This window comes from Bifidobacterium mizhiense, from assembly GCF_020884755.1.
Lineage (GTDB): Bacteria > Actinomycetota > Actinomycetes > Actinomycetales > Bifidobacteriaceae > Bombiscardovia > Bombiscardovia mizhiensis.
The window spans coordinates 135,933-150,597 of the sequence record NZ_BPWE01000001.1; the positions used below are offsets into that span (position 1 = coordinate 135,933).

7 protein-coding genes and 2 pseudogenes are annotated in these 14,665 nt (G+C 60.0%); 6 read left to right on the forward strand and 3 right to left on the reverse strand.

The genetic code is table 11. From position 1 onward, the window contains the following. Positions 1-487 precede the first annotated feature (487 nt). From LPC22_RS00585 to LPC22_RS08505, 4 genes and pseudogenes are all read left to right on the forward strand, one after another. Positions 488-4,106 (forward strand): annotated as a pseudogene (locus tag LPC22_RS00585) (RCC1 domain-containing protein). A gap of 479 nt (positions 4,107-4,585) precedes the next feature. Then, positions 4,586-5,620 (forward strand): LacI family DNA-binding transcriptional regulator, encoded by a 1,035-nt coding sequence (locus tag LPC22_RS00590; RefSeq protein WP_229131641.1) that lies wholly within the window; start codon positions 4,586-4,588, stop codon positions 5,618-5,620. Between the two features lie 54 nt (positions 5,621-5,674). After that, the gene (locus LPC22_RS00595) at positions 5,675-6,658 is read left to right on the forward strand and encodes a ribokinase (protein ID WP_373312842.1); all 984 of its coding nucleotides are present in this window, start codon (positions 5,675-5,677) and stop codon (positions 6,656-6,658) included. A 610-nt stretch (positions 6,659-7,268) separates the two neighbouring features. After that, positions 7,269-7,646, forward strand: a pseudogene (locus LPC22_RS08505) (DUF7134 domain-containing protein); the annotation flags it as partial. A gap of 147 nt (positions 7,647-7,793) precedes the next feature. Here LPC22_RS08505 and LPC22_RS00600 read toward each other — a convergent pair. Then, complete coding sequence (locus LPC22_RS00600) at positions 7,794-7,967, reverse strand: hypothetical protein (RefSeq protein ID WP_229131642.1); 174 nt, start codon at positions 7,965-7,967, stop codon at positions 7,794-7,796. Between LPC22_RS00600 and LPC22_RS00605 the strand changes: the two genes are divergently transcribed. Then, complete coding sequence (locus tag LPC22_RS00605) at positions 7,947-10,001, forward strand: histidine kinase (RefSeq protein WP_229131643.1); 2,055 nt, start codon at positions 7,947-7,949, stop codon at positions 9,999-10,001. The two genes, LPC22_RS00600 and LPC22_RS00605, sit on opposite strands and share 21 nt — an antisense overlap. A 384-nt stretch (positions 10,002-10,385) precedes the next feature. Further along, positions 10,386-11,075 (forward strand): response regulator, encoded by a 690-nt coding sequence (locus tag LPC22_RS00610; RefSeq protein ID WP_229131644.1) that lies wholly within the window; start codon positions 10,386-10,388, stop codon positions 11,073-11,075. A 19-nt stretch (positions 11,076-11,094) separates the two neighbouring features. On the opposite strand, the gene LPC22_RS00615 is transcribed toward LPC22_RS00610, so the two are convergent. Then, complete coding sequence (locus LPC22_RS00615) at positions 11,095-13,743, reverse strand: ABC transporter permease (RefSeq protein WP_229131645.1); 2,649 nt, start codon at positions 13,741-13,743, stop codon at positions 11,095-11,097. Positions 13,744-13,774: 31 nt separating this feature from the next. Further along, the gene (locus tag LPC22_RS00620) at positions 13,775-14,659 is read right to left on the reverse strand and encodes an ABC transporter ATP-binding protein (RefSeq protein ID WP_229131646.1); all 885 of its coding nucleotides are present in this window, start codon (positions 14,657-14,659) and stop codon (positions 13,775-13,777) included. Positions 14,660-14,665: the final 6 nt, after the last annotated feature.

A 14,665-nucleotide genomic window follows, 5' to 3' on the forward strand; every position in this document is an offset into this window, starting at 1 on the left:
CGGCCTACACAGGGGAGCAGGGAGGAAAGGTGTCAATCAAGGCTCAAACCCCAAGAGAGCCCGACACTTCCCTCCCGCGCCCCCACCACACTTTTATCTGCTGGAGTTCAGGGCAGGCATACACACCCACATTCGGAAAAGGAGAGAAACAGAGAAACACAGACAGGCCGACATATGAAGCTTACAGCACTCAGTCAGGCAAGTCGCCGTTCATTCCCTACAACCTCATAATTTCGTAAACAATCGCTTTTCCCCAATTGCCACGCTCATTGTCGCCGGACGATTGGTTCTGGCTTGTGTGTTGTCTGCGGACTGGGTGGTAGGGTGAAAAGCGGGGGATGTCGAGAAGACGACTGGCTTGCGCCATGGTTCCTGTAATCCGATGCAGGGCTGGCATTGACAGGCAGCACGGCTTTCCGACAGGAAGAACTTTATTAGACAAGCGGCGTTGATTCCGTTTGGTGTTTGGTGAAGGGGTTTTGGTTTCATGCATGTGGTTTCCCGTCTGCGTCGCATCATGGCGATGATGGTCGTCATGATTAGCCTGTTGGCAGGCCTGGGCGTCGCATCCGCCAACGCGGCGGATGCTCCCATACTCACCGGGGGGGGGGGGTCGTCAGACCCCTCGCGTAGCTAAGCAAACCCCCGGCACCCTCCCCAGCAACGCAACCAGCACACCACTACCCACACCCTCACCAATACAAACCACCACACCATTAAACCCCGCAACGCCAAGTCCGGGCACCTCGTCATCGACTACGGGAACACCCGACAGAATGGCCTCCGCTCCGGCTGAATCAGCCAAAAAGACAGATAATCAAGCCACGCATGTAGTGCGCTTCGACCCCGCCGACGGCAGCAAGCCTACCCAGTCAACCGTGCAAACCGGCACCCTCGCCACTCCCCCGCAACAGAACCCGCAACGTGATGGCTTCCGGTTCGACGGATGGACGCTTGACGGCCAGCCTTTCGACTTCCAGACCCCCATCCTCCAAAACACCACACTGAAAGCCAAGTGGACCAAAGCCGCGGACTGGACGCTGAACCCGGACCATGGGCCCGCCACCGGCGCGCAGCTGACCATCAGCCTACCCAACCGGCAGGAGCCTCAATTCGCCAGCATTCACACTGCAGGCGAGCAGACAGTCGGCCTGACCGGCGACGGCCGCATCTACACCTGGACGCAGGACAGCACACCTAAACAGGTACTTTCTCCCGTCCAGGCTCCCGACGGGTTCCACTACCTGCAGGCCGCATCCGGCAGCCGATGGCAGGCGGCGCTCGGATCCGACCAGAAGATCTACGCTTGGAACAGCCAACAGCCCACACCCACCATCCTTAACGCCGATGGGAACATCCGATTTACCAGCATCAGCATGAACGATGACCGGCTGCTTGCCGTGAACCAGCAGGGACGAATCCACACCTATCAGGCCAGCGATGCCGACAGTCAGGGTCTGAACCTGAAATTCACAAAGCAGGCCGCAACCAGCCTGCCTGGGCAGGCGCAGGCCGTCCTCGCCGTCGCTTCCGGCAGCCAGACTCTCATCGTGGACGCGGACGGGCAGGCCTGGACCTGGGACACAAGCAACACCAGGAAAGCCAAACCCGAACGTATCAAGCTGGACCCGGACATGCGCATCATTCAAGCCCAGGCGCTCAGCCAGGGGTTCATCCTCCTGGACACGGACGTGCAGGCCTGGTACCTGGCTGGCAGCAATGCCAGCATGACCCCAGTCAGCCTGCCGGAAGGCATGAAAGCCAGCAGGATCACCGCCAACGACAGCCTGGCCATGATCACCGGCAAGGACGGCCGCATCTGGGCCTGGCAGCCAGGCAGCAAGCCCACCCGGACGGACAACGGGAATCAGCCATACGTGCAGGCCGCCGCAACCGGCAGCAGGGTCACCGCCATCAGCAGACAGGGCAGCCTATACAGGTGGAGCCTAGACGAGCAGGGCCAGCCCGGCAAGCCAGCCCGGCTCGACACCGCACAGGCGCCCATCCTGAAATCAGCCAGCATGGACGGCCAGCCGCTCAAACTCACCAGGAACAACAGCTCCTGGCAGGCGCAGATGCCCGCCCACAAGCCGGGACCAGCCGCCATCACCATCACCGGCAGGCAGGACAGCCAGCCCTTCACCAGAAACCTCAACTACACGGTCGACCAGCCGCTGGCGCGAGCTGCTGAACCACGATCCACGTTCACGGTCCGCTTCGACACGGGCGGCGGAAGCCCTATACCAGCGGACCAGCATGTCTCCTCCCCGTACGGGAGGGTGAAGCGCCCCTCACCCGACCCTGTGCGTGAAGGCTTCCTGTTCGACGGATGGTTCACCGGGGATGTCGCCTACGATTTCAGCAGGCCCGTCGACAAGGACCTGACCCTGGCCGCCCACTGGACGCCGGCAAGCCGGAACACCAAGTGGAGCATCAGCCCCGACAAGGGCAGCCAGCTAGGCAGGGAACCCGCCACCATCACCCCGCCAGACAACGCCAGCCGGGGCATCAGGTTCAGCCAGGTCAGCGGAGGAAAATACGACAGTACTGCTACCTATGGTTTTTCCTTGGCAGTGGGCAGCGACGGCAACGCCTACGCCTGGGGATACAACAACCGGGGCCAGCTCGGCGACGGGACGGGCACCGAGCGGCATTCACCGGTCAGGGTGAAGACGCCCGACCGCAGCACGTACCCGGACCTGCCCACGGATTTCACCTACGTGCAGGTCAGCGCCGGACACTTTCATTCGCTGGCCCTGGGCAGCGACGGCAACGCCTATGCCTGGGGATCCAACAGCAATGGTCGGCTCGGCGACGGGACGACCACCGACCGGAATACGCCGGTCAGGGTGAAGACGCCCGACCGCAAGGCGTACCCGGACCTGCCCAAGGATTTCACCTACCTGCAGGTCAGCGCCGGAACCGATCATTCGCTGGCCGTGGGCAGCGACGGCAACACCTACGCATGGGGAAGCAACAACCGGGGCCAGCTCGGCGACGGGACGACCACCGACCGGTATACGCCAGTCAGGGTGAAGACGCCCGACCGCAACACGTACCCGGACCTGCCCAAGGATTTCACCTACCTGCAGGTCAGCGCCGGATCCTGGTATTCACTGGCCCTGGGCAGCGACGGGAACGCCTACGCCTGGGGATCCAATACTTTTGGCCAGCTCGGCGACGGGACGGCCTCCAACAACGTCCGATCTGCGCCGGTCAGGGTGAGGACGCCCGACCGCAACACGTACCCGGACCTGCCCAAGGATTTCACCTTCGTGCAAATCAGCGCCGGAGAGCTGCATTCGCTGGCCCTGGGCAACGACGGCAACGCCTACGCCTGGGGATACAACCACGATGGCGAGCTCGGCGACGGGACAATCACCACCAGGCGGACTACGCCGGTCAGGGTGAAGACGCCCGACCACAAGACCTACCCGGACCTGCCAGAGGATTTCACCTTCGTGCAGGTCAGCGCCGGATACGCTCATTCGCTGGCCTTGGGCAGCAATGGGAGCGCCTGGGCATGGGGAAGCAACGGGGCTGGCCTGCTCGGCGACAACACCACCAAGGGCTCGATTGTTCCTGTCCGTGTGCGCGACCCCGCCAGCCCCACCGACAAGAGCAAAGGACTGCAAGCCGTGCAGGTCAGCGCCGGAGGCGCTTATTCGCTGGCCGTGGGCAGCGACGGCAACGCCTGGGCATGGGGATGGAACGGCTATGGCCGGCTCGGCGACGGCACCGCAAGCAACAAGCTGACTCCTGTGCCGGTGTCGTTCAACCTGGCTCTGGTGATCACCGGCGTCAGGTTCGACCAGACCCCCGCATCAGGGCTGACGCGCGGCGACGGCAGCAGCGTGACCGTGACCACGCCCGCACACCAGCCGGGCACGGTCACCGTCAGCGTGGACTACACGCTGGGCGGCGCACCCCAAACGCCGGACACCTCCTTGAAGTACACATACCTGCCAGCAGGCGTGCTCCCCAAGGCAGGCGGGGAAGGCATCCTGCTCGCCCTGGCCACCGGCATGACCGGCATGGGCGGGGTCCTCGCATCCCGCCGCCACCGGAGGGAACAACACCAACTCTCACATGCTTCGCACGAGTAAGAGCGGCCGGGGGCGTATCAATCCCCCCGCCCCCGGCCCTACATAGGGGGAGCAGGGAGGAAAAGTGTCACTGAAGGCTCAAACCCCAAGAGAGCCGACACTTCCCTCCCGCGCCCCCACCACACTTCCGCAGGCAGCAGCCGAGGACAGGCATGCACGCCCCTGCCCCCGCCTGGGAGAGGAGGAAACACGGCCAGGCCGGCCAAGAGGCTCAACAGCCTCCGACCAGCCCGGCCGCTGTTCATCTCCCTACCCCAGCATAATCGCGCAAACAACAGCCCCACCCCCGAACATTTAGCCTCAACCGCCTTCACTCATAGCCAAGCCTCGACGGGCCATGCTGTGAAAGTTGCGGTATCGTTACCGCACTGATATAACTGAAGGCTGTCAGAACCGTTCGCCTGCCCATGGCGGCGGTCAGGCAACCGCCGAGGTCGGCAGTCCGGCCCGGCGGCCGACCACTTCGACGAAAGGCCATGATGGCGTACGCGACGATCAGGGATGTGGCCCAACGGGCCGGTGTCTCCGTATCGACGGTCTCCCGAGCCCTCAACGACTCCGGGCGCATCTCCCCCGCCACACGACAGCGCATCAACCAGGTCATCCACGACCTGCACTATGTGCCGGACTCTCGGGCCCGGTCCATGCACTCCGCACACTCGCGCACCATCGGCCTGCTCATCCCCGACATTCGCAACTCCTACTTCGCGGATCTGGCCTACCTGATTCAGGGCCAGCTGCTCAACCACGGCTTCCAGACCCTGATCTGCACCTCCACCCAGGGCGACCCCGGCGAGGACCGGGCCCAGGTGCGCAATCTGCTGGGCCAGCACATCGACGGAGCCATCATCGTGCCCGGGCCGCGTTCCTCGCGCACCCTGGAGGAGCTGACCAGACGCGGGCTGCCTCTGGTCTGCGTGGACCGTGCCGCCGAGGGTGCCGCCGGGCGCGACGGGCGGGTCATCCCCTGCGTGGACGCCGACCCCGAGCCCGGCCTGAGGCAGGCCCTTGAGGATCTGCACGCCCAGGGCCACCGACGCATCACCCTGGTGCCCGGACCCCTCAGGGAATCGGCCACCTTCCGGGAACGCCTGGACGTCTACCGGGACCTGCTGGCAGGCATCGAGGGCATGGACGACCCTCTGGCCGACCAGGTGGAGCCCGGCACCTTCGACCCCGACATGATCGACCTCTGGGCCCGGCAGGGCATCACCGGCGTGCTCTTCGGATCCTCCCTGGATGCCATTCGCGCCATCAAAACGGCCCAGTCCCGGGGAATCGGCATCGGCGAGGACCTGTCCATGATCACCTTCGACGACCTGCCCGTCTTCCGCATCCTGACCCCGGCAGTGTCGACCATCTCCCAGCAGATCGACACCATGGGGACCCGCTGCGTGGACATGCTCCTGGCTCTGATGGCAGGCTCTCCCGTGCGGTCGGTCCGACTGCAGACCAGCTACCGCCACTGCGCCTCGGTGGGTCGCCCGCCCGCGCACACCGGCCAGGATCCCTGAACCTGTCACAGCGTGATCATCAAGGCGGACAAGCTCATCAAGGAACGGAGAAACATGATTCAAGATATGGCGGCGGCACCCGACCAGGTGCTCAAGGGACTGGATGCCATCACGGGATCCATCTCGGTGGTCGGGTCCATGAATGCGGACTACACCGTCAACACCGACCGGCTGCCCAAGCCCGGCGAGACCATCAACGGCGGTCCCCTGCAGGTGCTGCCCGGGGGCAAGTCGGCCAACCAGGCGGCGACCGCGGCCCGCATCGGCGCCCAGGTCAGGCTCTTCGGGGCCGTGGGATCCGACTCCAACGCCGACTTCCTGCTGGGGCAGCTGGGCAACGCCGGGGTGGACGTCTCCCATGTGATGACCGTGCCGGGAGCCAGCGGAACCACAGTCATCACCGTGGATGCGCGCGGCGAGAACACCATCGTCTACTCCCCCGGCTCCAACGGCAAGGTGGATGTGGACTACGCCCACCGCTCGCGCCAGGCCCTGACCTCGGCCAAGGTGCTGGGGCTGTGCCTGGAGAGCCCCATCGAGACGGTCACCGAGGTCGCGCGCATGGGCCACGAGGCAGGCATGACCGTGCTGCTCAACGACTCCCCCTTCCGCGCCGACCTGCCCGCCGACCTGATCGCCAACTCGGACCTGATCCTGGTCAACGAGCATGAGATGGCCCAGCTGCTGGGCATCGACGAGCCCGAGGACGGCGACTGGCTGGGGGCCGATTGGGACCGGATCAACCAGACCATGCAGGACTTCGGCTTCCATCGGGCCATCGTCACCCTGGGCGGCGAAGGATCCATGGTGCTGGACCAGGGCCAGACATACCGGATTCACGCCGTGCATGTGGACGCTGTGGACACCACCGGCTGCGGGGACGCCTTCATGGGCACTGTGCTTGCCGGCCTGGCCTCCGACATGACCCTGGTGCAGGCCGCCCAGCTGGCCTCCTACGTCTCCGCCTACGCCGCCACCGGGCAGGGGGCGCAGGCCTCCTACGGCACGGCCGAGCAGATTCGGCTGCGCTTCTCCTGAGACTGGGTGCCCTCCCCTGCGTTGTCAGGCCGACGAACCGTTGCGGAATGCACGACGATTCGTCGGCCTGACTGGTATCTGTGGAATACAGGCTGGATGGTTGGATATGGGATGCATACTTGTTGCCGGTTGCCAATTGCCAATTGCCGGTGCCGGTTGAGCGCAGATGTGGAATCCATATGGAACCCATACTCATTGCCGACTGAGCGCAAGTCTTCGATCCGCTCTCACTGCCTGGTGAATCCAAGCACGGAATCCGAGTTTATTGCCAGTAAAGCCCTCTAAAGGTTGGGACGTGCATTGGGGTACGCATACGTCTCGACCGTGCATGCTATGCAGAAAGCCATTCCAAGTAAGAATGCGTGTACAGCACCATGGCAAGGAACGGTATCAGGCCTCCCAAAGCCGAAGTGGCTAGACCGGTAAACGGCAATCGCCACCTGCAAAGCCGCCATCTTCCGACTCACTATCTTCCAACTCGCCGTTCAGCATCCACTCCCGATCGCGACTGCTCCGACTTATCCACTTTGGGAGAGCCCGGGACCACATTTGACCACATCATCCCTCGGACTGATGGCGCCTCCCCCCGCCCTCGAATAGTGTTGATTCCATGAACACAGTCAGTCAAACAGCGCAGCGACCAATCACCAGGTCCAACAATCGAACGCTGCTGACTGACGCTCTCTTCGCCATCCTTCTGTTGCTTCTATTGAGCGGCTCCACCGCCAATCTCAAAGATGGGGCCCTGATCCCCTTGCAGGAAAACCTAACCCTGATGTGGACTGTCCTGCTCATAGCCCCTGTCGTTATCCGTCGTCGATTCCCCGACCTGGCAGCCTGGCTCTTCGTCGCTATGGCTCTGGCTCAGCTTCTGTTGGGGCCAGCCATCATGCCCGCCGATGCAGTCTGCCTGGTTATGGTCTATTCATGTCTGCTTTACGGACGCCCATCCCTGCGTCGACTCTACCTGACCTTGGCCTGGGTCATGACGCCCCTATCTTGCCTTATCTTCACATTGGTCGATTTGAGGTTTCTGCCTCCGGGCAGAGCACAGCCGGACCGCACCTCAATGTGGCCGATCTCATTCAGAGAACTGGCGACCACCTTCCTATCGAATTTTCTGATCGAAGGGCTTTTACTGCTCGTAGCCATCGTCGCAGCCTACTGGACGCGGACCAGGCGAGATGCCCTTGACGAGGCTCGTCGACGCAATCACGCCCTGGCCCTGCAGGCAGAACAGAGCGCCGCCCTGTCTGCCAGCGCTGAGCGGGCCCGCATAGCTCGCGACATGCACGATGTCGTCGCCCACACATTGTCCATCGTCATTGTGCAGGCGGATGCCGGCAGATACGCAGCCACTGCCGATGCGAGCCTGGCCCTCAAGACCATGCGCACCATCTATCAAGAGAGCCGTCGCGCCCTACGCGAGCTGAGCTCCCTCTTCGGCAAGCTTAAATCACCGACCAACCCAGCAACCGAAACCAGCCAAAAAGCAGCAAATCCCCCTCCCAGTCAGCACCCGTCTTCCCCATCACCAACGGACCTTGCCGACATCCATACCCTTGACCAATCTCAAGCAACTGCCCAAACGAATTCCCCTTGTCAATCCGCGAACGCTGATGATCCGGATCCAGCCGGAACAGATCGCACTCAGCCAAGTCAAGCCAGCGACTATCTTCATACAAGCAAAGAGACTCCAGCTGCTAATACTGCCAAGGCCAACGTTGATACGGCCGACAATGCGTGTATTTGGCCCTCAGGTGCCACCTCTTCAAGCAATCCGCCGACCAGCTACGAATCATGGACAAACTTGATAGATGCCGCCCAACTTGCTCAGCCAGAATCTCAATTCAACCGACGCCTCAAAGGCCGACCCCACCCAGAAAAGTTGGATCGCAGCCGCGCCATGACTGCTTATCGGGTCCTCCAAGAAGCCTTGACCAACGTTCGCAAGCATGCCGCTCCGGCTTCGGATGTGCTGATTGAAGAACAGTGGCTCACAGACGGTCTGTGCCTAACCATTGACGACCAACCGCTCGATCATGCCACTACCAATTCAGATTCTCCGCCGCAGATGGACCGACCTGAGCATTCAGGTTTCGGCCTTTTGGGAATGCGCGAACGACTGACTTCCCTGGGTGGCAGCCTTCAAGCTGGTCCCAAGCCAGAAGGCGGTTACCACCTCCAGGCGCGGATTCCTTTTGCTACTCCGCCAAAACCCGACCCTGAAGCAGGAATACATGCCAACCGACAGACGCAATGGTCCCTGCGTTCGATTGTCTCCACGCTCTTCGTTTGGTTCCAACGCCATCCGTTGACGGCCGACCTGGGTTTGGTAATCGGAGTCGTATTGGTAGAAAATCCAGGTCAAGCTCTTGCCATAGCACCTGTCACTCCCCAATATGATCCAGGCCGGCCAGCAAGAATCATTGCCACACTAGCTATCACTTTGCCTCTGATTGTGCGCAGAGTCCGTCCAGACATTTGCGCCGCCATAGTGGCTGCAGTCGCCGCCCTGCTGTTGCTCTTCTCGCCCTGGCTGCCGGAAGCTGCAGTCTTGTCCCCGATCGCCGTCTATTCGGCGATGGTTTACGGTAAAAACTCCACCAGGCGCTGGGTTCCGTTCGCGGTCATCACGGATATGGTTTTGTGGGCTGTCAGATGTGCAGTCAATAACCAAGGGTGTCCCACCATTTTGTCTTACGTGACAGAAGGACCAGCAGAAGCCTCTTTTTCTGCATCCCATTTAGCGCTTTTCATAGTGATGGTCGCTCCGGCCTTGATCTGCCTGCTGACCATTCTGATTGCCTCACGCCGACGCACTCGTGGTTCGATCCTGCTTCTCCAGCAGGAGCGCGAGCGCGCGCTAAACCAGACCTTGCAGGAAAGCCAGGCTCTGGCAGCCAATCAAGAGCGTGAACTCATCGGCGCCACCATGCAGGTAGAGGTGGCCGCCACACTGAATACAGTCATTGCATCCACCGGCAAGGCCATCGCCGAGTTGAACGATTATCGAGTCAAGGGGGTGGACCCTCCCCCAGAACAGGTAGCACAAGCCTTCGGCGACATTGCAACCCAAGGACGCCAGGCCCTGGCTCGCATGCGACAACTACTCACAGTCCTGCGTCACAGTTCCAGCACTGATGTGCATTCAGACATCGACACCACCAATGACCCGGACGTGAGCCCTAATTCAGACAGGAACCATATGGTCGATCCCACCCACAAGACCGCACCTTTGCCGGCTCTTCACCCAGCCAAACCCCTGCCAGTAGATCTTGACGATCAGCCTGACAACCCTCCGCAACATTCGCAACAGGATAAGGAATCAAAGCATGTCTAATCGGACCAACCGGACTCCAGACATGAGCGTTCTTGATGATGTGCACCTCCTGTGGCGAGCACACAGGAAATGGATACACAGGAAACGAACACAGCAAACAATCAGCCCAGCAGAAGAATGGAGCATTCTATGAATCACGGACCTGAAGATCAGCTCAGGCCAGGAGTCAGTAACCGAAGCGGCTCACTTCACCATTTGGTAGTGGCTCCGTCAACAGTTATTTCGGTAACAATCACTCAGACAACCATCGCTTAGACAACACTCAATCAGACAGCGATTACCTTGGCTACAAATTGAAACCAGTCGCAATTCCTAGCCACGCTCGACTCAGATAAAATCGGATCGTGGCGCTGACCATCATCTAGCGGAAAGAAGCACGAAGTTATGGAACGAACCGAACCCATCAGCGTTGCCATCGTGGATGATCAGGATCTGGTCCGGGCTGGCTTTGCCATGGTCATCGGCTCCCAGGATGACATGACCGTGGTCGGCCAAGGCGCAGACGGCGAGCAAGCGGTGGACCTGGCTTCACGCCTGCGGCCTGACGTGATCCTCATGGATGTCCGAATGCCCGGCATGGATGGTTTGACAGCCACCCGCCGGATCACTGCTCTGTCGCCTGACCGTCCGGAGCCCAGGGTCATTGTGCTGACCACCTTCGATCTTGACGAATACGTCATGGCAGCCATAAAAGCCGGCGCATCAGGATTTCTGCTCAAGGATACCGAGCCTGAAACCCTCTTATCCTCCATCCGTACAGTTCACCAAGGCAATGCGATCATCGCCCCTTCGGCTACAAAACGACTGATCGAACATATGGCTCATGACATGCCTGGGACCGGATCCATGCCATCAGGCTCAACCTATCGCGATCCCGAAGCGGACCTGCTCACTGACCGCGAGCTGCAGGTTCTGGTTCACATAGCCCAAGGCCTGAGCAACCAGGAGATTGCCGACAATCTGGGAATCTCACTGCCCACGGTGAAAACCCATGTCACTCATATTCTTCAGAAAATCAATGCCCGCGACCGTGTCCAAGCAGTGGTCTTCGCTTACGAAAACCATCTGGTATGAACCAGGCCATCAGTCAGCATCAATCGTCACTGAGCGCTTCAATGGGTGAAACCTTGACTGCCTCCCTGGCTGGCAGCACACTGGCTACCACCGCAGCCAGCAAGGCCACCGGCAGTATCAGCGCAAAAGCCGACCATGGCACGGTGAAGGTCACGGATCCTAAGGGCACAAAGACCTGATAGGCTCCTATCCACCCGAATAGCATTCCTAGAACGATTCCAGCCAGACTGGCTCCTAGGGCAATCATGCAGGCTTCGACTCCCAAGGATCGGCGAACCTGGACGCTGCTCATGCCGATTGCTCTGAGCGTGGCGGTCTCACGACGGCGTTCCAGCACCGACATCATCAAAGTGTTGGAGACCCCTATGAGAGCGATAATGACGGCAACGCCCAGCAATGCCACCATGATCGCCAGCAAGGAATCGATTCTTTCGCCCCATAGTCTCTTTTGCGTCAGCCCCCCGCTGATAGCCATGTCGTCATGCTCTCCGACAGCCTGACGTATGTCATCCAAGAGCAGTGCGGCATCACGATCTCCCTGCGTCCTGATCCAGATTTCATGTGTCTTGGTGTTTATCCCAGCGACATTCTGGGAGTCCGTGATTGCATAGACGCCACTGGTATCCAGCCCGCCGAATCCGGCAAGGACCCCAGTCAATGTTCTTCTTGCAACTGCCTCTTTTTCACGTTCAACATCCGCCTGAGGGTCAGCTATTGACAACTTCAACTGACCTCCGTTCCGGTAACCGGAATGCTTGGAAATCGTTCTGGTCGACATCAGCAGTGCATTCGACCTTTGCATACCTGGACCCAGATCCGCATGAAGCACACGCCTGATCCGTGAAGCATCCAAGGCATAGACAGTCATGGAATCTTGTGAAGGGCCTCCTGACTCGACCTTGGCATTGAATCGCTGCACCAGCTCTGCATCAGCGACACCTTTGATACGCTGAATGGCCCGCACATTATTCTTATTCAGCCCCTGACCAGATATTTCAATATCCAAGGAATAACGCTGATCAATATCCTTTGCCAAGGTCCGTTTAGTGGTTACCGCACCTGTAGCCAGAGTGGAGACCAGGGTTACACCGATCAGCAGAGCAACACCTGTGGCAGCGACTCGTGAGGGATTTCGAGCGATATTCGCCACTCCAACCCTGCAAGATGGTCCAATCCGGGACACAGGTCTACCCAGGCAACGCAGAAGAGCTGGAATCCACCGACGCGCACCTATCAGCGCACCCAGAAAAATCAGCAAAACACCAAATACCGCGAGACCTAGCAAGAGTTCCTGCTGATTAGTGGTCTGGACTGTACCGCCGGTGTTTGTCCTGACTAGCTCCCTGACACGCCAAGAGGACCAGATCACGAACGCTATGCCAATGACCGCCAACAGGATGCTGATCAGCAAACCGGTCCGTTTCCTGCTTCCTTGCTCCTGATAGTCCACTGGCTGCAGGGCTTCAAGCGGTCTGACTTTGATAGCCGAACGAGTAGACCCAAAGGCAGCCACCAAGGTTGCCAGAACGCCAAGCGCAAATGGAACCAGAAGGGCAGCAGGAGTAAGCAGAAGTGCAAGCTCCATGGTGCCCGAATGCAAACCAAAGCAATCGGCAAGACCCATCAAGCCCATGGCCAGCAGGATGCCAATCAAGGACGATATGACACCAAGAAGCAGTGCCTGCTGCAGCACGCCTAACCTGATTTGCCGTCGATCCGCACCAATAACCCTCAGCAGGGCCAGATACCTGCGCTGTCTGGCCACCATGATCTGGAAGGTGTTGGCAATCACCAAGGCAGCCACCACCATGGCCAGCACACCGAAAGTCATGAGGAAGACAGTCATGATGTTCACACCATTGCCGGTCTGCTCACTGAGCAGCCTGTCCTCCATGGCGCGACGGTCCTCCAGCCGGTATCCGTCGGGAACGTATCGACTGATGTCATGCAGTGTGTTCTGAAGTTCCTTGCCTTGGCCATCAACCTGCAGATAGACGTTTTCCACAGGAGGGGACGCCGGTCCAACCATTCCCGCCTTAGTCAGCAGACGATCAATCCGAGAACCCGTCAGCACCACAGCTCCGCCGAAGTCGTCGTACTGTCCACCACGGCTCTTGCTGATACCTGAGATGGTCAAGTTCACAGTGCCTTGGTGAACAAGACTCTCTTTATTTGAAGAATCCTGAGCACTATCACTTCCTGGCAGCATCAACAAGGACAGATGGAGGCGCACCTTATCCCCAAGGCCCACCCGGAGCCTGCCAGCGACGGAACGTGGGAGTACAACCTGATCATCTGAATCCGGCCATTGTCCCCGATCCAAATCGATAGGCATGAGCTCCTGCCTGGCACCCATAATGGCCAGAATCCCCTTGCTGGACCGACCGTTTGCTTCCGTATCCACCATGAGGTTGACATCGGGGCGCAGACCACGAACCCCCTGCAGTTTCGACAACCCCCTGCTATCGAACTCGTCGAACAGAATTGGCTTATCCTGATCCCTTCTGGCTGTCACAGCATAGTTGGCTTGACCGGAACCCATGCTGATCTCGCGGCGCATGGAGGCATTCGCCACGTTGCCAAAAAGAAGTGTCAGGCACATAAAGAGGGTGCCGATCACGATGGCCAGACCAGCCGGCATCATCATTCGCACATCGCGCTTCATCATCGTACGGGTTATCCGCCACACAATGCACCCCCTAGTCCTGTACCTGGGAATAGCCAGCAGCGCCAGCCGAAACTTGTTCAGCCAGAAGATCGTTCATGGCTTTCACCGTCGGATCCTGTCGGTCCGCAACGATCTGTCCGTCGGCAAAGACCAATGCACGGTCGGCATAGGATGCGGCATAGGCATCGTGAGTGACCATGATGACGGTCTGATTCAGCTCGCATACGGAATCACGCAGGAACTTCAGAACACCAGTGCTGGCGGCCAGGTCCAGGTTCCCCGTCGGTTCATCCGCGAAGACCAGACCGGGTTTGATTATCAGCGCTCTGGCGATGGCGACCCGCTGCTGCTGTCCCCCGGATAATTCACCGGGAAGATGGTTCAGCCTCTCCGACAAACCCAGCGTCTCTACCAGCTGCTTCATCCACGAGTTGTCGGGCCGAACGCCATCCAGTACCAGCGGCATGAGGATGTTCTGTTTGGCCGTAAACATAGGCAGCAGGTTGAAGCTCTGGAAGATGAATCCCAGATGTCGCCGCCTGATCAGGGTCAGCTGACGGTCGTCCAGTCGTGTCAGGTCGACTCGGCCAGCCTGATCGATCGATGAATGATGACGATGTCTGCTCTTCGGCTGCAGAAGATCAGCGGCCATATAGACATGGCCAGAGGTGACAGTATCCAGACCGGCCAGAACGTGCATGAGCGTTGACTTGCCCGAACCTGAAGGCCCCATGATGGCCGTGAACCGGCCACGTTCAAAATTCACGTCAATTCCGCGCAGGGCATGGACAGCATTCGAGCCTTGCCCATAATCCTTGGTCAGCTGCCTGGCGCTGACGGCCGGCGGTCCCGCGACGCCTGGGCCTGCACTGTCGATTAACCCTTGTGAAGGTGAAGTATCCGCTTTGTTCTGCATGGTGCT